The sequence below is a fragment of the Marinobacter suaedae genome (assembly GCF_030519635.1).
GTDB classification, from domain to species: domain Bacteria; phylum Pseudomonadota; class Gammaproteobacteria; order Pseudomonadales; family Oleiphilaceae; genus Marinobacter; species Marinobacter suaedae.
The window spans coordinates 1,222,855-1,241,345 of sequence record NZ_JAUMIS010000001.1; the positions used below are offsets into that span (position 1 = coordinate 1,222,855).

The 18,491-nt window shown below is 61.3% G+C and carries 17 protein-coding genes; 7 read left to right on the forward strand and 10 right to left on the reverse strand.

All coding sequences use genetic code 11. The features are described 5' to 3' along the window. Nucleotides 1–57: 57 nt before the first annotated feature. The 10 genes from QVZ43_RS05660 to QVZ43_RS05705 all read right to left on the reverse strand — a co-directional run bounded on the left by QVZ43_RS05660 (nucleotide 58) and on the right by QVZ43_RS05705 (nucleotide 10,007). On the reverse strand, nucleotides 58–1,002 hold the full coding sequence (locus tag QVZ43_RS05660) for an isopenicillin N synthase family dioxygenase (protein ID WP_302909191.1): 945 nt from the start codon (nucleotides 1,000–1,002) through the stop codon (nucleotides 58–60). Nucleotides 1,003–1,028: 26 nt separating this feature from the next. Next, a complete protein-coding gene (locus QVZ43_RS05665) occupies nucleotides 1,029–2,375 on the reverse strand; it encodes an amidohydrolase family protein (RefSeq protein WP_302909192.1) in 1,347 nt (448 codons plus the stop codon). 24 nt (nucleotides 2,376–2,399) lie between these two features. Beyond that, nucleotides 2,400–2,906, reverse strand: coding sequence for an ureidoglycolate lyase (locus QVZ43_RS05670; protein ID WP_302909193.1), 507 nt, complete (start codon nucleotides 2,904–2,906; stop codon nucleotides 2,400–2,402). Next, the gene (gene alc, locus QVZ43_RS05675) at nucleotides 2,903–3,919 is read right to left on the reverse strand and encodes an allantoicase (RefSeq protein WP_302909194.1); all 1,017 of its coding nucleotides are present in this window, start codon (nucleotides 3,917–3,919) and stop codon (nucleotides 2,903–2,905) included. Before alc ends, QVZ43_RS05670 begins: the two co-directional genes overlap by 4 nt. Before the next feature lie 15 nt (nucleotides 3,920–3,934). Next, on the reverse strand, nucleotides 3,935–4,867 hold the full coding sequence (gene puuE / locus QVZ43_RS05680) for an allantoinase PuuE (RefSeq protein ID WP_302909195.1): 933 nt from the start codon (nucleotides 4,865–4,867) through the stop codon (nucleotides 3,935–3,937). Further along, the gene (locus QVZ43_RS05685) at nucleotides 4,864–5,505 is read right to left on the reverse strand and encodes a TetR/AcrR family transcriptional regulator (RefSeq protein ID WP_302909650.1); all 642 of its coding nucleotides are present in this window, start codon (nucleotides 5,503–5,505) and stop codon (nucleotides 4,864–4,866) included. The genes puuE and QVZ43_RS05685 overlap by 4 nt, the downstream gene beginning before the upstream one ends. A gap of 117 nt (nucleotides 5,506–5,622) precedes the next feature. Beyond that, the gene (locus QVZ43_RS05690; RefSeq protein WP_223794850.1) at nucleotides 5,623–6,396 is read right to left on the reverse strand and encodes an outer membrane protein OmpK; all 774 of its coding nucleotides are present in this window, start codon (nucleotides 6,394–6,396) and stop codon (nucleotides 5,623–5,625) included. A gap of 60 nt (nucleotides 6,397–6,456) precedes the next feature. Next, complete coding sequence (locus QVZ43_RS05695) at nucleotides 6,457–7,377, reverse strand: ABC transporter permease (protein WP_302909196.1); 921 nt, start codon at nucleotides 7,375–7,377, stop codon at nucleotides 6,457–6,459. A gap of 1 nt (nucleotide 7,378) precedes the next feature. Beyond that, nucleotides 7,379–8,485, reverse strand: coding sequence for an ABC transporter permease (locus tag QVZ43_RS05700; RefSeq protein WP_302909197.1), 1,107 nt, complete (start codon nucleotides 8,483–8,485; stop codon nucleotides 7,379–7,381). Continuing rightward, entirely contained in the window at nucleotides 8,472–10,007 is a 1,536-nt protein-coding gene (locus QVZ43_RS05705; RefSeq protein ID WP_302909198.1) for an ABC transporter ATP-binding protein, read from the reverse strand. Before QVZ43_RS05705 ends, QVZ43_RS05700 begins: the two co-directional genes overlap by 14 nt. 224 nt (nucleotides 10,008–10,231) lie before the next feature. Between QVZ43_RS05705 and xdhA the strand changes: the two genes are divergently transcribed. Genes xdhA through QVZ43_RS05740 form a run of 7 tightly spaced genes read left to right on the forward strand, consistent with a single transcriptional unit; the run spans nucleotide 10,232 to nucleotide 18,354 of the window. Beyond that, nucleotides 10,232–11,698: a xanthine dehydrogenase small subunit gene (xdhA, locus tag QVZ43_RS05710; protein ID WP_302909199.1), complete on the forward strand. Its 1,467-nt coding sequence runs from the start codon at nucleotides 10,232–10,234 to the stop codon at nucleotides 11,696–11,698. Continuing rightward, nucleotides 11,691–14,045: a xanthine dehydrogenase molybdopterin binding subunit gene (xdhB, locus tag QVZ43_RS05715; protein WP_302909200.1), complete on the forward strand. Its 2,355-nt coding sequence runs from the start codon at nucleotides 11,691–11,693 to the stop codon at nucleotides 14,043–14,045. Before xdhA ends, xdhB begins: the two co-directional genes overlap by 8 nt. Further along, nucleotides 14,045–14,905: a xanthine dehydrogenase accessory protein XdhC gene (xdhC, locus tag QVZ43_RS05720; RefSeq protein WP_302909201.1), complete on the forward strand. Its 861-nt coding sequence runs from the start codon at nucleotides 14,045–14,047 to the stop codon at nucleotides 14,903–14,905. The genes xdhB and xdhC overlap by 1 nt, the downstream gene beginning before the upstream one ends. Then, the gene (gene uraD / locus QVZ43_RS05725) at nucleotides 14,902–15,402 is read left to right on the forward strand and encodes a 2-oxo-4-hydroxy-4-carboxy-5-ureidoimidazoline decarboxylase (RefSeq protein WP_302909202.1); all 501 of its coding nucleotides are present in this window, start codon (nucleotides 14,902–14,904) and stop codon (nucleotides 15,400–15,402) included. The genes xdhC and uraD overlap by 4 nt, the downstream gene beginning before the upstream one ends. Beyond that, a complete protein-coding gene (uraH, locus tag QVZ43_RS05730) occupies nucleotides 15,399–15,743 on the forward strand; it encodes a hydroxyisourate hydrolase (protein ID WP_223794858.1) in 345 nt (114 codons plus the stop codon). Before uraD ends, uraH begins: the two co-directional genes overlap by 4 nt. Beyond that, a complete protein-coding gene (gene guaD, locus QVZ43_RS05735) occupies nucleotides 15,743–17,149 on the forward strand; it encodes a guanine deaminase (protein ID WP_302909203.1) in 1,407 nt (468 codons plus the stop codon). The genes uraH and guaD overlap by 1 nt, the downstream gene beginning before the upstream one ends. Continuing rightward, entirely contained in the window at nucleotides 17,149–18,354 is a 1,206-nt protein-coding gene (locus QVZ43_RS05740; protein WP_302909651.1) for a urate hydroxylase PuuD, read from the forward strand. The genes guaD and QVZ43_RS05740 overlap by 1 nt, the downstream gene beginning before the upstream one ends. Nucleotides 18,355–18,491 lie beyond the last annotated feature (137 nt).

The following is an 18,491-nucleotide window of genomic DNA, read 5'->3' on the forward strand; positions in this document are numbered from 1 at the left end:
AAGGTTCTGTTCCAGGACATCCCCTCAGGCGCCGCTGAACATCAATCAGCCCGAACCTTAGTCGGCCCGGTGATCGTAAGTGGCGTTCAGTCGTGACGCCAGATAATCAGCGAAGGCGATGGGCTCGTACTTGGGGGTGTCGTCTGGCGCGATGTCCCGTGGGTCCACCACCGATTCCGGCCCCACTTCCAGGAAGAATGGGATGGAATAGCGCTCGCTTTCAGGTGGGCGCACCCGGTGCGGGGTGGATACATACACGTCGTTGCTCCAGCGCATCAGGCAGTCACCGATGTTGCAGACAAAGGCGCCCGGTACGTGGGGTGCCTGAATCCACTCACCCTGACGGTTGGACACCTCCAGGCCCGCCACTTTATCGGTCGCCAGGATGGTGATGTTGCCATAATCGGTGTGGGTGCCTGCGCCACCGTCCTGCCTGTCGATCTGATCCGCACTGGCGGGGTAACGGAGCATACGCAGGGTCGCGATCGGCTCTTTCAGATGAGGCTCGAAGAAGTCCTCGGGGCAGCCCAGATCGAGGCTCAGGCCCCGATGGATGACCCGCCCCATGTCCAGGCAGGCGTTGAAGTATTCCAGTGCACGCTCACGCCAGCCGTCGATCTCCGGCCAGAAGTTCACACCGCGGAACGGTTTTCCCGCCAGCACATCCGGGTGATCGGCCGGAAAATCGGTACCAATGTTGAAGCCTTCCTTCATGTCCGCACCGGATTCCGGATTGAGCTTCTCGTCCGCCATGGCCACATAGCCCCGGTTATGGGGCGAGTTCTTGATGGACATTGCCTGCTTCTGGTCTTGCGGCAAGGCAAACAGCTGCCGCGCCAGTTCAAAGGCCCCCTCGGAAACCGACGCCGGGATACCGTGATCCTTCACGTAGAAAAAGCCGACCTCCCGGCAGGCACGGCCCAGTTCGGCGGCCGTTTCTTTGCGTTGATCCAGGTCGTCGCTCATCAGGCCGGTCAGCGAAATGATGGGTAATGAAGACATTCAGGTTCTCCGGATGTTTCTGTTAATCAATTCATTGCAGTTCGGGTGTGGGACAGGTCCCGGCAGGCCTGGTGCAGGGCCAGTCCCTGACTCTGGGCCTCGGTGATCAGAGTATGCTGGTTTACCTGCGTACTCTCACTGTCCTGGATCAAGCGGCGGCCATCGACCCAGACACCCGCCACGTTGCTCTTGTCGGCGGCAAACACCAGGTTCCAAAGCACGTTTCCGCCCTGCTCGTTGACGCTGTAGGGCGTCATGTTGGGCCGGTCCAGCCTTAGCAGCAGCAGGTCGGCCTTCTTGCCCACCTCAAGGGAACCCACTTCGTTATCTATTCCCAGGGCCCTGGCGCCATTGATGGTGGCCATTCGCAAAATCTGGTCGGCCGGCAGGGCCATGGCGTCCAGCCGGCTGGCCTTCTGGATCAGCGACGCAAACTTCATTTCCTCGAACAGGTTCAGGCTGTTTTTGCAGACCGGGCCATCGGTACCCAACCCCACATTAATGCCGGCCGCCAGCATTTCCGGCACAGGTGCCACACCGCTGGCCAGCTTGGCGTTGGAAACCGGGCAATGGGCAATGCTGGTTCCGGTGTCGGCGACCCGGGTAATTTCCTCCGGATTCAGCCAGACGCAGTGGGCCAGCAAGGTTCGCTCGCCAAGAATGCCGTAGCTGTCGAGCACCGCCAGGGATCGGCGACCAAACTCTGCGGTCACCGCCTGTTCTTCTTCCTTTTGCTCACAGGCGTGGGTGTGAATACCCACGCCGTATTCCTTGCTGAGCTGCACCGCCTCGCGGTAAGCGTCTTCGGTACAGTAGAACAGGTGCTCCAGCCCCATCCATACCTTTACCCGGCCACTCTGGCTGTCGTGGTGACTTCGGATCAGCCGGCGGTTTTCCTCCCGGGTTGAGAAGAAGTCCTTACCGGGGCGGTCCGCCACATAGGGGGCCAGATGAACACGCAAGCCCAGCTCGCCGGCCGCATCCGCGCAGCGGTCCATGTAGCGAAACATGTCCATCACACAGGTGGTGCCGGACTGCAGAGCCTCCAGGTAACACAGGCGCGCCGAGTGGTAGGCAAATTCCTCAGTCATCGCCCGATGTTCAAGCTGGTACCACGGCAGCCAGTCCATCAGCTGCATGTTTTCGGTGACACCTCGCATCAGGCTGGAGTGGGAGTGACTGTCAATCAACCCCGGCATCAGGGCATGGCCGCGTCCATCCACAACCTCGGAGTCGGCCGGGATGGTGACCTCCCGATCATCGCCGATCTGGGTGATGACACCGTTTTCGACAACCACGGTGCCATCCGGAATGACCCGGTTTTCCGGATCCACCGTGAACACAGCCGCGTGGCGAATGGCAAAGCTAGACATAGTTTCTCCTGATACTGACCGGGCTCATGCCCCGTCCGGAAAGACCGGAACGATGGGCTGGGAAAGAACATGCTCATCGCAATTGTTTCCCGGCCCCTGGCGATCCACCACCAGGTACTCCGAGTCCGGTTGCAGAGGCAGCAAGGGGGCGTGCCAGGTGCCAGCCAGGTAATTCACACCTTGATGGCCTTGAACCAGGAACGCCTTAACTCTGGATTCATCCAAATCTCCCGGCGGAGCAACAACCGCAAGAAACGGCTGCCCTCTGAGGGGTACGAAAGCCTGACTGCCCTGTGGATGCCGCTCCATCATGGTAATGACGAGGGGGTTCAGCGGCTGGCCGCGAAAGATGGACAGGATTCCCTGAGCCCCCTCCCCCAATGCTTCAACCTGCGCCAGAGCATGGAAGCGCTCGGTGCGACCCTGGTTGATGGGAAACGCGCTGGCGGCATCTGCCTCAATAACCTGACCAAAGGGTGCAAAGGCACTCGCAGTCAGTGGCTGAACCCTCAACTCTCTGGGCTGGCTCATGGCACCGGCTTCCCGAACAAACGAACACGGCTGACACCGCCATCCGGAATGATGTTAAAGCGGATGTGGGTAATAGGCCCCAGATCGTTCAAGGACAGGAACTCATGAACGCTATCCGCAGTCAGCGGCTGCTCTTCCATCAGGGTATGCCAGAACATGCTCTGGGTTTTTATGGACTGCGGGGTTCCCGCCTCCACACAGGCGGCCTGGATGCTGCAGGCGGCCGGATAGTTGCCTTTGAAATGGGCGGTGTCCACTTCTATCCGCTGGGCAATGCCTTTATGGCCCAGGGCCAGAATGCACCAGTCGTTGCCCGGCTCCCGCCGGCGACGGGTTTCCCAGCCATCCCCCATGTTCACGCCACGGCCAGGCCGCAGGAGTTTTCGGGGCTCGCCGTAATGGGCATCGCTCCACGCCACCTGGTCGGCCCCGTGCTCCAGCGCCAGCAGGTTCAGAGTCTCACTGACCGCCAGCCCGGACCAGTCACAGAAGGCTTTGCCATACACTCGCAGGCGCGCCATGCCACCGTCGGGGTAGAGATGCAGGCGCACGTGGGTGCAGGGCTGATCGAAGCGAATCTCGCAAAACCGGTGATCGTTACCGTTCAACTCGGTCGCTGGCACCAGTGTCTGCCAGTCAGCGTGTTCATCGGGGTCGCCATCCGGGCAATAGCAGCCCTCCAGGGCCGCCGCCGGGGGAAAGTTACCGGTAAAGAAGCTGGTATCGAAATCCACGCCCCTCAGGATGCCGGGCAGTGCCAGGCGTATTACGCACCAGTCGTGCCCCGTGGTGCGACGGCGGCGGGTTTCCCAGCCATCCATCCACTTGCCGTGATCGTCATATTTGTCCGGGTAGAACACCGGCTGACCGGGGTTCAGCATGCGCTCCCGAGGCGCAAAGAACTCGTCGGTCACCCAGAGCACCTCAGCACCAAGGCTGGCGTCGGCCAGGTTCAGGCCCTGGCGGGTAAAGTCGGGGCCTTCAACGGCAGGAGCCACCACAAAATCACTCATTCTTTGTCTCCCGGGTCAGTCAGGCTGGTAAGGGTGTACCTTTTTCCAGTGGCGGGCGATATCAATCCTGCGACACACCCAGACCTGTTCGTGGGACTGGATGTAATCAAGGAAACGTTGCAGTGCCCGGAATCGGCCGGGGCGACCCACAAGCCGACAGTGCAGCCCGACCGACATCATTTTCGGGCTCTCGGCCCCCTCTTCGTAAAGGACGTCGAAGCTGTCCCGGAGGTACTGGAAGAACTGCTCTCCGGAATTGAAGCCCTGGGGCGAGGCGAAGCGCATGTCGTTGGCATCCAGGGTATAGGGCACGACAAGATGCGGTTCTACTGCCCCCTCTGACGTTTCTACCGTCGTCCAGAAGGGCAGATCGTCGCCGTAGTAGTCGCTGTCGTATTCGAATCCGCCCTGCTCGACCACCAGCCTGCGGGTATTGGGACTGTCTCGCCCGGTGTACCAGCCCAGGGGAGGCTCACCGGTCAAACGGGTATGCTGTTCAATAGCCTCCTGCAGGTATCGACGCTCGCCGGACTCGCTCATGTCCTGATAGTGGATCCAGCGTAACCCATGACAGGCAATCTCGTGGCCATCGTCCATGAACGCCTTGACGACGTCGGGATTACGGGCCATGGCCATGGTGACACCGAACACGGTCAGCGGCAGTCCACGCCGGCGAAACTCCCGCAAAATCCGCCAGACGCCGGCACGAGAGCCGTATTCGTACATCGACTCCATGCTCATGTGCCGGTCCCGGTAAGCCTCGGCACCAATGATCTCGGACAGGAAGGTTTCCGAGTGCTCGTCACCGTGCAGCACACAGTTCTCGCCGCCCTCTTCGTAATTCAGGACAAACTGGACGGCGATCCGGGCCTTACCCGGCCACCGGGCATGGGGCGGCTGGCCGCCGTAGCCCCGCATATCCCGCGGATAGGGGTGCTGTTCATTCATGCTGGTTTCTCAAGGCCGCAGCCACGCAGGATGACGTCAATGAGGAACTCGGCAGCGTGATCAAAATCCCGTTGCTCATATTCTGCCTTGTTCTCCACCATCAGGATCTGCACCTGGAAGTCGGCGTAATGTTGGGTGGATGACCAGATCAGGAAAATCAGCTGTACCGGATCCACCGGCGCCATTCTGCCCTCGTCGATCCACTGCTGGATAACGGCCGCCCTGCCCCGGACCCACTCCCGCAGATCCGTTCGCAGGTGATCCATCAGAAACGGTGCGCCCTGAATGATTTCGGTGGCGAACAGACGCGATGCCAACGGAAATTGCCGGGACATTTCTACCTTGGCGCGGATGAAGCTGGCCAGTGCCCTGGCCGGATCGTCCTCGGGGCGAATATCGGAAAACACCTGGTTCCAGCGCCCCAGAATGTCATCAAGCATCGCGCTGTATATCCGGTCCTTGTTACTGAAATAGTACAGGACGTTGGATTTGGGCAGGACTGCCCTTTCCGCGATGCTCTGGATCGTCGCCCCCCTGTATCCGTGGAGGGCGAACTCCTGTTCGGCTGCCTGCAGAATCTTTTCCCGATTCCGCTCGCGGATTCTGCCCGGTCGGTACTTGCGTCCGTTACCCCCCATATCATCGGGGGTGTCGAGGCCTGCATCGGCAACTGAATGATCGGTCATGACATTCTCACCCGTCGTCCATGTCGTCGGGAATCCGGCTGATGAAACCGGCCGGATTCCCTGGCCAGATCAGAAGTGGAACTGAGCCAGCGCACTGATGGAACTCTGGGTGTCGATCAGCTCATCACCCAGACCATACTTGTTGTTCCAGTACTGATACTCAATGCCCGCATAGAGCACGCCCGGCGCGCCCCAGAAGTTGCTCACGTCCAGCTTGACCTGCGGCACGAACTGGAACTCGGATTCGTGGTCATCTTCGGCGGTAGACCAGTCGATGTAGCCATCCACCAGGAACCTGGCCGGGCCTACTGCGAAGGGCGCAGCCCAGGCGACGGTCAGCTGGAGGTCATCGCTGATCTGCTCGTTATCAACGTAATAGAAGCCGGTGGTGAAGAACAGGAAGCCCGGCAGGTCCCATGCCAGACCGACGCCTGCCATGTAGTTGTCTACCTCTGTACTGCCGCCGAACTCGTACTGAGCACCCAGGAACACATCCTTCACCGCTCCGGCACTGAGGTCGGCGCCGGTCAGCCAGCTGCCGCTCAGCGTCGGCGCGAATTCGCCGTAGGTTTCGTCTTCGTCCGCAATGTCACCCTGACCCTGAGTGCGGTCGATGAAGAAGAAGGTGCCACCCCAGTTGTGGGCGGTGGCATTTTCAAAGGTGAACACGGTCGCTTCGACTTCTTTGCCACCGTTACCGGCAGGATCGAACTCGACGCCCTGGTACTGGTCACTGTGCAGAAGACTAATACTGGACCCGCCAAAATACTTCTCGGCGTAAGCAGAAGGTGCAACAGCAGCCGCGACGCAACCGGCAATGAGTGTCTTACGAAATGCAGTCATGGAAATTCCTTGGTAATTACTGTCTGTTGGAGTCGTTGTTGGGCTCGCACTTTCTTATTGTCAGTGGCTTGGCCGGTAGGGCTGGCCAAGCGAAAGAGGGGTGTTCAACCGGGTACGCGCCGGGTCCCAGGACAACAGAACCAGCATCAGAATCGTGACCACATAAGGCAGCATCGCCAGCAGTTCGGTGGGGCTGTTCCAGCCCAGCCCCTGCAGCACCAGATGCAGGATACTGGCGGCGCCAAACAGATAGGCGCCCAGCAGCAGGCGGCCCGGACGCCAGGTGGCAAAGACCACCAGCGCGAGGGCGATCCAGCCCCGGCCAGCCGTCATGTTCTCGGTCCACATCGGGGTGTAAGCCAGTGACAGGTAGGCGCCGGCCAGACCAGCCATACCACCGCCAAACGCCACCGCCATGTAACGTACGGCCTGCACCTTGAGTCCGTTTGCATTGGCCGCGTCGGGATCTTCACCCACGGCCCGGAGAATCAGCCCGCCTCGTGTCCGACTGATAAAGAACGCAACACCCGCACAGGCAATGAAAGACACGTAAACCAGCGGATCCTGATCAAACAGAACCCGGCCAATCACCGGAATATCACTGAGCACGGGCAAGGCGACACGGGTAAACCCTTCAATGGAGTTGCCCACAAAGCCAGAACCTACGAAGGCACTCAGGCCCGTGCCGAAAATGGTCAGGGCCAGGCCAGCTGCATACTGGTTAGCCGCCAGGGTTATCGCCATGAAGCCAAAGAAAAGTGACATGGCCACACCGGTGGCAATGGCCGCAATCAGGCCAACCAGCAAGCTACCGGAGCTCAACGCGGCAATAAAGCCTGCCACCGCTCCCATCAGCATCATGCCTTCCTGGCCCAGGTTCAGAATCCCCGAGCGCTCACAAATCAATTCACCCAGCGCAACCAGCAGCAGGGGGGTACCCGCGACCACGGTGGCAGCGAGGATATTGGTCAACATTTCCATCTCAGGCCTCCCCGGCTGCAGTAGACGGTGTCATCACTTTCGACTCACGGGCGCGGTGCCGGAAGCGAATCCGGTAATGGATCAGCGCGTCACAGGTGAGCAGATAGAACAGCAGCAGTCCCTGGAACAGGCCGGTCACCGCCTTGGGCATGTTCATGGCGATTTGCAGCATTTCGCCACCCAGGAAGGTCAGTGCCAGCAGCGCACTGGCTGCGATGATGCCGAGGGCGTGCATGCGCCCGAGGAACACGACAATGATCGCGGTATAGCCATAACCCGGAGAGACCTGCGGAACCAGCTGACCGATGGGCCCGGTTACTTCCGAGGCGCCGGCCAGACCGGCTGTGGCACCACCGACCAGGAAGGCAAGCCAGGTCAGCCGCCGGGCACTGAAGCCGGCAAAATCCGCAGCACGGTGATCCTGCCCGATGACGTTGAGCTGGAAACCAACAAAACTGCGGGCGAACATCACCCAGACCGCCACCGCAGCCAGCAAGCCAAACGCCAGACCGATGTGCAGCCGGGTCCCCGGTATCAGAGCCGGCAGGAGCGAGGAATCACCGAACATCACGGACTGGGGGAAGCCAAAGCCGTAAGGGTCTTTCAGCGGACCATGCACCGCATACAGCAGGAAGTTCAGGGCAATGTAGTTGAGCATGATGGTGGTCAGGATTTCATTGCAGTGCAGATGGGTCTTGAGACCGGCGGCAATGGCCGCCCACAGGACGCCAGCCAGCACCCCCGCCAGCAGAACCAGAGGCAGGACCCAGAAACCATCGGCCTCCAGGAACTGCACGGCGACCACACTGGCCCCCAGCGCTCCCATAAGGAAGTGCCCTTCCGCACCGATGTTCCAGAGCCTTGCCCGGTAACAGACAGTCAGACCGGCCGCGCACAGAAGAAGCGGTGCCATCTTGAGGCCAAGTTCCGCCAGCCCGATCACATCGCTGATGGGGGTAATGAAGAAGAAACGCAGACCTTCGACCGGGTCCCTGCCCATGGCCAGGAACAGGACGAAGCCGGTAATCACGGTCAGCACCAACGCCAGCACGGGCGAGGCCCAGCGCATCAGTGTGGAATCAACGGGACGACGCTCAAGCTGCAACATGGCTGGCCTCCTCGGATCCGAACTCACCCGCCATCCATTGCCCCAGCTGCTCGATACTCAAATCCGACGCCTCGGCAAGGGGCGATAGCCGGCCGCCACACAGGGCGCCCATACGATTGCAGAGCTGATACAGCTCGTCCAGATCCTCGGAGATCAGCAGAATCGCCGCACCTTCATCCCGCAGGCGAATCAGCGCTTCATGAATGGCCACGGCCGAGCCGACATCCACGCCCCAGGTCGGGTGGGAGGCCACCAGCAGCTTGGGATTCTGCAGCGCTTCGCGACCAATGATGTATTTCTGGAGGTTGCCGCCGGACAGGCTGCCGGCGGTGCTGGTTTCGCCATTGCAGCGGACATCAAAACGCTCAATCACGTTCCGGCAGAATTCCCGGACCCGACCGAACCGGATCATGCCTTTCTGGACAAGGCCCTGTCCGGACGCCGTCAGCAAGGCGTTATCCGCCAGCGTCATGCCCGGTACCGCGCCACGACCGAGGCGCTCTTCCGGCACAATAGCAACACCACTGCCCCGGCGCTGATCCGGGGTCAGCGTTTCAATGCGCCGGCCATCAAACTCCAGGCTGCCGGCATCCACCCGCACCTCGCCGGACAGCGCTTTGAGCAACTCGTCCTGTCCATTTCCTGCCACGCCGGCAATACCGACGATCTCACCCCGGCGTAAATTGAAGCTCACCTTGTTCAGACTGGTGCCAAAAGGATCATCGCACCGCCAGCTCAGGTTTTTCGCCTCCAGCAGCAGCTCGCCCGGCTGGGCGCTGGTGACCCGGGTCGAAATGGGGGTGTCCTCCCCCACCATCAACCGGGCTATGTCGGTGGCTGAGATTTCGGCCGGACGGCAGTCGCCACTGACCCGCCCGTGCCTCAGAACCGTAGCGTTGTCACACAGGGCCCGAACCTCTTCAAGCTTGTGGCTGATGAACAGGATGCTGCAGCCCTCGGCAGACAACTTCCTCAGCGTGGCAAAGAGCGTGGTCACTTCCTGCGGCGTCAGAACGGACGTGGGCTCATCCAGGATCAGGAGCGTACTTTCCTGGATCAGGCAGCGAACAATCTCAACCCGCTGACGCTCCCCGACCGACAGGGTGCTCACGTAACGCCGGGGGTCCAGTGCCATGCCGTAGTGTGCGGAGACCTCACGGATTCGCTCTTCCAGTTTCGCCCGGTCCCGTGCTTCGTATGCGGGTAACCCAAGGGCTATGTTTTCCGCCACCGTCAGGGTTTCAAACAGGGAGAAGTGCTGGAACACCATGCCGATGCCCATGCCCCGGGCTTCCGCCGGGTTGGCAACCTGCACCGGCTTGCCGTTCCAGAACATTTGCCCTTCGTCCGGCTGGACAAGGCCGTAGATGACTTTCATCAGCGTACTCTTGCCGGCGCCGTTCTCGCCCAGCAAGGCATGTATCTCACCCGCTTCCACAATCAGGTCTATACCATCGTTCGCCCGGCAGCCCGGATATTCCTTGACGATGTTTTCCAGTTTCAGGCGCTGTGTCGCGCTCATAAAGAACCCCGCGGTATTCCTGCTTCTCTTTTGGCCCAAAAGAAACTGACCAATCAATCAATATTTAGTCAGTCAGCAATAAACTTGCCAATTAAGCGACGGCATTATAAATGATGGGACTGAACCGATTGGTCAGTTTTTTGCAACTAAACTTTAAGAGACAGGGACAGCCCGACGGACAGTCCAGACATGACCCCTGAAACAGTGTGATGCCGGAGAGAACCGTGATTGAATTCCTTCTGAACGGTCGAATGGAAAAAGTTGACCAAGCCGACCCAAACTTGAGCGTTCTTGAGTGGCTACGCACCAAAATGCGGCTCACGGGCACGAAAGAAGGCTGCGCCTCCGGTGATTGCGGCGCATGCACGGTCATTACCGGAACACCTGACCAAACCGGCAAGATTCACTATCAGGCGATTAACAGCTGTATCACGTTACTGGGCAGCCTGCACGGCAAAGAACTGATCACGGTGGAAGCCTTTCAGCAGGAGCCCGGCCATCCGGCTCAGACCTGCATGATGGAAAAACACGGGGCTCAGTGCGGTTTCTGTACACCGGGCATCATCATGTCTCTGATCGCGTTACACGCGAACCACCAGTCAGCCACACCGGACGACCACAAACTGCTGGAAGCCTTGTCGGGCAATCTGTGCCGCTGCACTGGCTACCGTCCCATTGTGGATGCCGGACGCGAAGCCATGGTTCAGGCTTGGAGCCCGGACGCTTCACACCCTGCGGCAGGCCTGAAGAACGATCGCTCTGCCAATGCCCTGGCCAGTATCCACACCGGCGGCATTACCCTGAAGGCAGCGAACGACGGCCCCCGCTTCGATGCACCCGCCAGCCTGGCCGAACTCCGCGAGCTACGTTCCCGATTCCCTGAATCCCGCCTTGTGGCAGGCAGTACCGATCTGGCTCTGGAAATCACCCAGCAACTTCAAACCCTCGATCACCTCATCAGCGTAGAACGGGTGCACGAACTCAACGGCTGCAGACGGGACAACGACGAACTGGTGATCGGCGCCGCCACACCCTACGAGGCATTCCGCAAGCCCTTGTCGGAGCTCTGGCCCGCCTTCAATCCGATGCTGGAGCGCCTGGGCTCGTTACAGATCCGGAACCGCGGCACCCTGGGCGGAAACATTGCCAATGCATCCCCCATCGGAGACATGCCCCCGCCCTTGATCGCCCTGGCCGCCACACTGGTTCTGGACGGCCCGGACGGAGCACGGAAACTGCCGGTGGAAGCCTTCTTCCATGACTACAAGCAAACCGATCTCAAGCCCGGGGAGTTCATCCACTCGATACGAATTCCGGTGCCGAAGCCCGGCGAAAAACTCTTCATTTACAAAGTATCCAAACGCCTGGATGACGACATTTCTGCGGTACTCGGCGCCTTCAAGATCACCTTGGAAGCCGGCATCGTCAGCGACTGCCGGCTGGCGTTCGGCGGCATGGCCGCAACCCCCGCACGGGCACGGGAGGCCGAAGCGGCACTCCGTGGTGCCCGCTGGGACGAGGCCAGCGTAAAAGCCGCTGCCGAGGCACTTAGCCGTGATTTCAACCCTCTGAGCGATGTCCGCGCGTCCGCAGCTTATCGTTTGCAGATCGCGGGCAACCTGCTTCAACGCGCGCTGCTGGCGTCGGACCCCCTTGTCCGCGATGCTCTGACGGTGACCGACTATGCGTAGACTGCCCCTCAATACCCCGACACCGCGTCACAGCGCCAAAGGGCTTGCAGGCCAGGGCGCCAGGCACGACAGTGCCTGGAAACACGTGAGCGGACAGGCCCGTTACATCGACGACCTGCCCGAACCACAGGGATTGCTGCACGCAGCGGTTGGCCACAGTGAACAAGCCCACGCCAGGATTGTGTCCATGGATCTGGAGGCGGTTCGCCAGTATCCGGGCGTGGTTGCGGTCATCACCGCCGGCGATGTCCCCGGCCACCTGGATATCGGCCCGGTGTTTCCCGGCGATCCGGTTCTGGCTGACGACCTTGTGGAACACATTGGCCAGCCGATCTTCGCGGTCGCCGCCACCTCCCATGACGCAGCGCGCAAGGCCGCTCGCCTGGCGAAGGTCGAGTATGAACCACTGGCAGCGACGGTGACGGTCGAGCAGGCTCTGGACGCACAACTGTTTGTGCGGCCCACCCAGACCCAGTGCCGGGGCAATCCGGATACCGCCCTTGCCGGTGCGCCGAACCGGCTTCAGGGCCAGCAGCGTGTCGGTGGCCAGGAGCACATGTACCTTGAAGGTCAGGCGTGCCTGGTGGAACCTACCGAGGACCGGGGGGTGTTCGTGCACACCTCCAGCCAGCATCCCTCCGAGGTGCAAAAACTGGTGGCGGAAGTGCTGGGCCTGCCGATTCACGAGGTCCAGGCCGAAGTCCGGAGAATGGGTGGCGGTTTCGGCGGTAAGGAAACCCAGGCCGCCGCGCTTGCCTGTGTCGCGTCGCTTTTGGCCAGGGCCACCAACCGACCGGTGAAGTACCGGCTGTCCCGTGGGGATGACATGATCCAGACCGGGAAACGCCACGACTTCCTGAACACCTACGACATCGGCTTCGATAACGACGGCACCATCAGGGGTGCCGATATTATGGTCGCAGCCCGCTGTGGGTATTCGCCCGACCTGTCTGACGCCATCGTCGACCGCGCCATGTTCCATGCCGATAACGCCTATTTCCTGGACCAGGCGCGTGTCACCGGCCACCGCTGCAAGACCCACACGGTCTCCAACACTGCCTTCCGCGGGTTTGGCGGACCTCAGGGCATGATGATCATCGAGCAGGCCATGGACGATATTGCCCGCCATCTTGGCCAGGACCCGCTCGATATCCGAAAACGTAACCTGTACCGCCCCGGCCGGGCTACCACCCATTATGGCCAGACCATCGAGCAGCATGTTCTGCCCCAGCTTCTGGAGCGACTGGAAGCCAGTTCCGATTACCGCCAGCGGCGATCCGACATCGAGGACTTCAACCGCACAAGCCCGGTGCTCAAGCGTGGCCTGGCGCTGACCCCGGTCAAGTTCGGCATTTCCTTTACCGCCAAGCACCTGAACCAGGCCGGCGCGCTGGTGCACGTCTACACCGACGGCAGCATTCACGTGAACCACGGTGGCACGGAGATGGGCCAGGGACTCTACATCAAGGTGGCCCAGGTGGTGGCTTCTGCCTTCCAGGTGGATATCGATCGAGTCAAAGTCTCCGCCACACGCACCGACAAGATCCCCAACACATCCCCGACGGCCGCGTCCTCCGGCTCCGACCTGAATGGCATGGCGGCCCTGAATGCCTGCGAGAAGATTCTCGATGGTCTGATCCGGTTTGCCAACGATCACTGGTCAGTCGCACCCGACGACGTGGTATTCGGGGAAAACCGGGTACGGGTGGGGAAGCTTTCGGTCCCCTGGGCGGAGTTTGTCCAGACCGCCTACATGAACCGGATCCCTCTCTCGTCCTCTGGCTTCTACGCGACGCCAAAGATTCACTACGACCCCAGCACCGGCACCGGTCGCCCGTTCCTGTATTACTCCCACGCGGCGGCCTGTTCGGAAGTGGTGGTGGATACCCTGACCGGCGAGTACCGGGCCATCCGGACCGACATCCTGTTCGACGCCGGCCGCTCCCTGAACCCGGATATTGACCTGGGCCAGATCGAAGGCGGCTTCGTCCAGGGCATGGGCTGGCTGACCACCGAGGAGCTGGTCTACAGCGACGAAGGTCGTCTGCTCACCACCGGCCCGGCCACCTACAAGATTCCGGCGGCGTCCGACTGCCCGCCCGATCTGCGAGTCACTTTGCTGGAGAACAGCCCCAACCACGAGGCCACCGTGTTCCACTCCAAGGCCGTCGGCGAACCCCCACTGATGCTGGCCATCTCGGTCTGGAGCGCCCTTCGCGATGCGGTGTCCAGTCTCACGGACTACCGTTTCAGCCCGCCTCTGGACGCCCCGGCAACGCCCGAGCGTGTCCTGGCTGCCGTCAACGCGAGCAAAGCCTGGCTGACTGACCGGAAGGAGAGTGCGTAATGGAACGTCGTCTGAACTGGTACCAGGCCGTGGCGCAGTGCGAAGCCCGGGGTGAGCCCTATGTGCTGGTTACCGTGCTTGGCGTCACCGGCTCGGTCCCCCGGGAGCCGGCCAGCAAGATGGTGGTGACCGGCGAACACTGTTACGACACCATCGGCGGCGGTCACCTAGAGTATCGAATTTGCGCTCAGGCCCGGGAACGCCTCGCCCGCCGGGATTACACCAGTGAACTGGCTCATTTTCCCCTCGGCGCCCGCCTTGGCCAGTGCTGCGGCGGCAGTGTGTCGGTCCTGCTGGAAGCCCAGCCCGGCTGCGAACAGGAACTGGTGATCTTCGGCGCCGGCCATGTGGCCCGGGCCCTGGTATCCATACTCGGGGAGCTCCCCTGGCGGGTAACCTGGGTGGATGAGCGGGCGAACCAGTTCCCGGCACAAATTCCCGACAATATTCACATTCACCACACCGATGATCCGGTGGGTGACGCGCCCGCACTCTGCAGCGGCAAACAGGCGCTGATCCTGACCCACAAGCACCAGCTGGATTTCGATCTCTGCCGCGCCCTTCTCACGGCCGGAAACTGCGCGGGCATTGGGCTGATTGGCTCCGACACCAAGGCCGACCGCTTTCGCCAGCGGCTCGATCACCGCGGTTTCAGTGCCGAACAGATCCGTACCATCCGCTGCCCCGTGGGCCGTACCGACATTCCGGGCAAGCGCCCCATGGAGGTGGCTGTCTCCATTTGCGCGGAGCTGCTGACACTTGGGGCAAGTCCGGGTCAGCAATCCTCGCGGCGCGGGCTGCCGTGGAGGGAACTGCGCGGCCTGATTCAGAAAGACGATGCCGGAGAACTGCAGGAATGAGCCTCAAGGAACTCAACCTCGCGCCACACGAACAGGCCTATGACCTGTTCCAGTCGTGCTGTGCCGCCCCCGGCTGGATTCAGGGCATGATCGATGGTCGCCCCTACGCCAACCGCGACGACATGATCGATCATTGCCTATCACTCTGGCCCACCCTTTCCGAAGCCGACTGGCTGGCGGCCTTCGAAGCTCACCCGAAGATCGGTGACGTAAACAGCCTGCGCGCCAAATACGCCAACACCAAAGCGCTGGCCAGCGGCGAGCAGGCCGGTGCCAAGTCGGCACCCGATGAGATTCTGGCCCGATTGAAAACGGGCAACGACCAGTACCTAGAGAAATTCGGCTTCATTTTCATTGTCTGCGCCACGGGAAAATCCGCCATGGAGATGCTCACCCTGCTCGAAGCCCGGCTACCGAACACCCGGCAAGAAGAGCTGAAAAACGCCGCGAAGGAACAGGCCAAGATTACGGAACTGCGACTGGAGAAACTGGTATGACCGCCAAAAGCCCGATTACGACCCACATACTGGACCTTGGCAGCGGCAAACCCGCCACCGGTGTGACCGTCGTGCTGTATCGAGTCACTGAAGCCCGGGAGCAGCTGGTTGCCACCGGCCGGACCAATAACGACGGCCGCATTACCGACTGGTTTGCTAGCGACCTCGAAGCCGGCCAGTATCGCCTGAGGTTCCAGACTGGCGAGTGGTATCAGGCACAGGGGCTCGACACCTTTTTCCCGGAGGTAAACCTGGATTTTCAGGTCAGCGACACCGGGGCCCATTACCACGTTCCCCTGCTGCTCAACCAGTGGGGCTACTCGACCTACAGGGGGAGCTGATGGCCAACACAGCCCCTCTCCCCCTGCCCGAAGGCATCGAGGCCCATCGCGGTGCGGTACTTCACTTCCTGGACGATCCCGGTAATGACAGTGACCCGGCCAGTGGCAGCATTGAATACTTCGAGGACGGCCTGCTGCTCGTTCACGACGGCAAGGTGGCAATGGTGGGCGACGCCGAGGCACTGCTTCCCCGGCTGCCGAACGCAACCAGACTGACCGACTGGGACGGTGGCCTGCTCATGCCCGGGTTTATCGATACCCACGCGCACATGCCCCAGCTTCCGGTTATGGCCAGTTACGGCACCCAGCTTCTGGACTGGCTGGAAAACTACACCTTCCCCCACGAGAGCCGCTTTGCGGACCGGGACTGGGCCCGGACACAGGCCGATCAATTTATCCAGCTCCTGCTGGCCCATGGCACCACGTCGGGCCTGATCTTCTGTACCTCTCATCCGGCGTCCGTGGATGCCCTGTTCGAGGCGGCCGAGCACCAGGGTATGGCCATGAGCGCCGGCAAGGTGATGATGGACCGGCATGCCCCCGACACACTGACCGACACGGCTCGATCGAGTTATGACGACAGCCTGGCACTGCTAGAAAAATGGCATAACCGTGGGCGACAGCGTTACACCATCACCCCGCGATTTGCCGCCACCTCCAGTCCGGAGCAACTGGAACTGGCCGGCCAGCTTGCACAGGCTCACCCGGATGTCCTGGTACAAACCCACTGGGCGGAGAACGAGGGCGAAATCCAGTGGACCCGGGAGCTGTTCCCGGATCGTTCCAGTTACCTCGACGTCTACGACCATTATGGCTTGCTCGGCGCAAACACCGTGCTCGCCCACGGCATCCACATCGACGATCGCGACCGCCAGCGCCTGGCCGAAACCGGCAGCCGTATTGCGTTCTGCCCCACGTCCAACACCTTCCTTGGCAGCGGCCTGTTCGATCTGGCGAGTGCCCGTTCCGCGGGGGTGAAGGTCGGACTGGCGTCTGACGTGGGCGGGGGCACCAGCCTGTCCATGCTGGCCACCATGGCGGAAGCGTACAAAGTGTGCCGGCTGCGGGGCCAGACACTGACGCCCTGGCAGGCCTTCTACCTGGCGACACTGGGCAACGCGCGGGTCCTGCATCGAGACCAGGAGATGGGTAACTTCCGCACCGGACAGCAGGCAGATTTCATTGTGCTGGACCAGAGCGCATCACCCCTGCTGGCCATGAAAGCGCCCTACTGCCAGACGCTGGCCGAGACCCTGTTCAATCTGATGATCCTCGGTGACGACCGGGCCATCGCGGCAACGGCCATCAGCGGCACCATCCGGTATCGCCGGGCTACTGCGGCTCTTCCCGAATCGTCGTCCATTCCGTCCCGAAAGCCACTGAGTACCCACAAGGAATTTGAGTGATGGAAGCGTACCTCTACGAGTGGCTGGGGCTGATCGTCCGCTGGCTGCACGTCATTTTCGGCATTGCCTGGATCGGGGCGTCGTTTTATTTCGTCTGGCTGGACAACAATCTCCGGGAGCCGCCGGAATGGAAGAAGCAACAGGGCATCAAGGGGGATCTCTGGGCCATCCACGGTGGCGGCATCTACGAAGTGGCCAAGTACCACCTGGGCCCCGACCAGATGCCCACCCAGCTGCACTGGTTCAAGTGGGAAGCCTACAGCACCTGGCTCAGCGGCATGGCCCTGTTGGTTCTGGTGTACTACCTGGGCTCAACCGGTTACCTGATTGATCCCGCCAGGGCCGACATATCCACCACCACCGGTATCGTGATTGGACTGGGCACGCTGGTCGCCGTTATGGCCGTCTACGAGGCCATGATCAGAAGCCCCCTGGCCGATAATGGGAAAGTCTTTGGCCTGATGCTCTTTGGCATTCTGGTGCTGGTGGACTGGGGCCTGTTCCAGGTGTTCTCCGGGCGGGGCGCGTTCATCCATGTGGGCGCCGTGATCGGCACCATTATGGTGGCCAACGTTTTCCTGGGCATCGTCCCGTCCCAGCGCGCACTGGTCAGCGTTCTGGAACAGGGGCGTGAACCGGATGAGCGCGTCACTCGCCTGGCGGCACTGGCCAAACTGCGCTCGACCCACAACAACTACCTTACCCTGCCGGTCCTGTTCATCATGATCAGCAACCATTATCCGCTCTTGTACGGGCACCCCCATGGCTGGGCCATTCTCGCCGCCATCGGCTTCATCACGGCGTTTGCCCGCCACTACTTCAACCTGCGCCACCGCCAGATCAACCGGCCGTCCATCCTGGTGACCGCGGCCGTGATGACGGCGCTCCTGATCTGGGTGATTGCCCCGCCGGGCTCCACATCCATGGCAAAGAATGGGACCCAGGTCGACGATGCCACGGTGACCACCATCGTGGAAACCCATTGCCTGGCCTGCCATGCTGCCAACCCGAGCCATCCTGGCTTCCAGTCGGCGCCGGCCGGTGTGCGTCTGGATGAGCTGTCGCTGGTGATGACCTTCAGCGACAAAGTTCGCCAGGCGGCGGTTCTCTCCCATTACATGCCGCTGGGCAACAGCACCGGGATGACAGAACAGGAGCGTCAGCAACTGGGCCAATGGCTCGACGCCCAGCAAGCTGTGGATTAGCCCAATTCAGTGCATGGAAGCACTTGATTGCACCACCATGGTGCGCTTCGCATGAGATTTCCCAGACTGTCGGATTTGACCACTTGGTCAGATATCGCACAAAAGCCCGTTCACCGCCGTCAGCAAGCGTCGAAGGT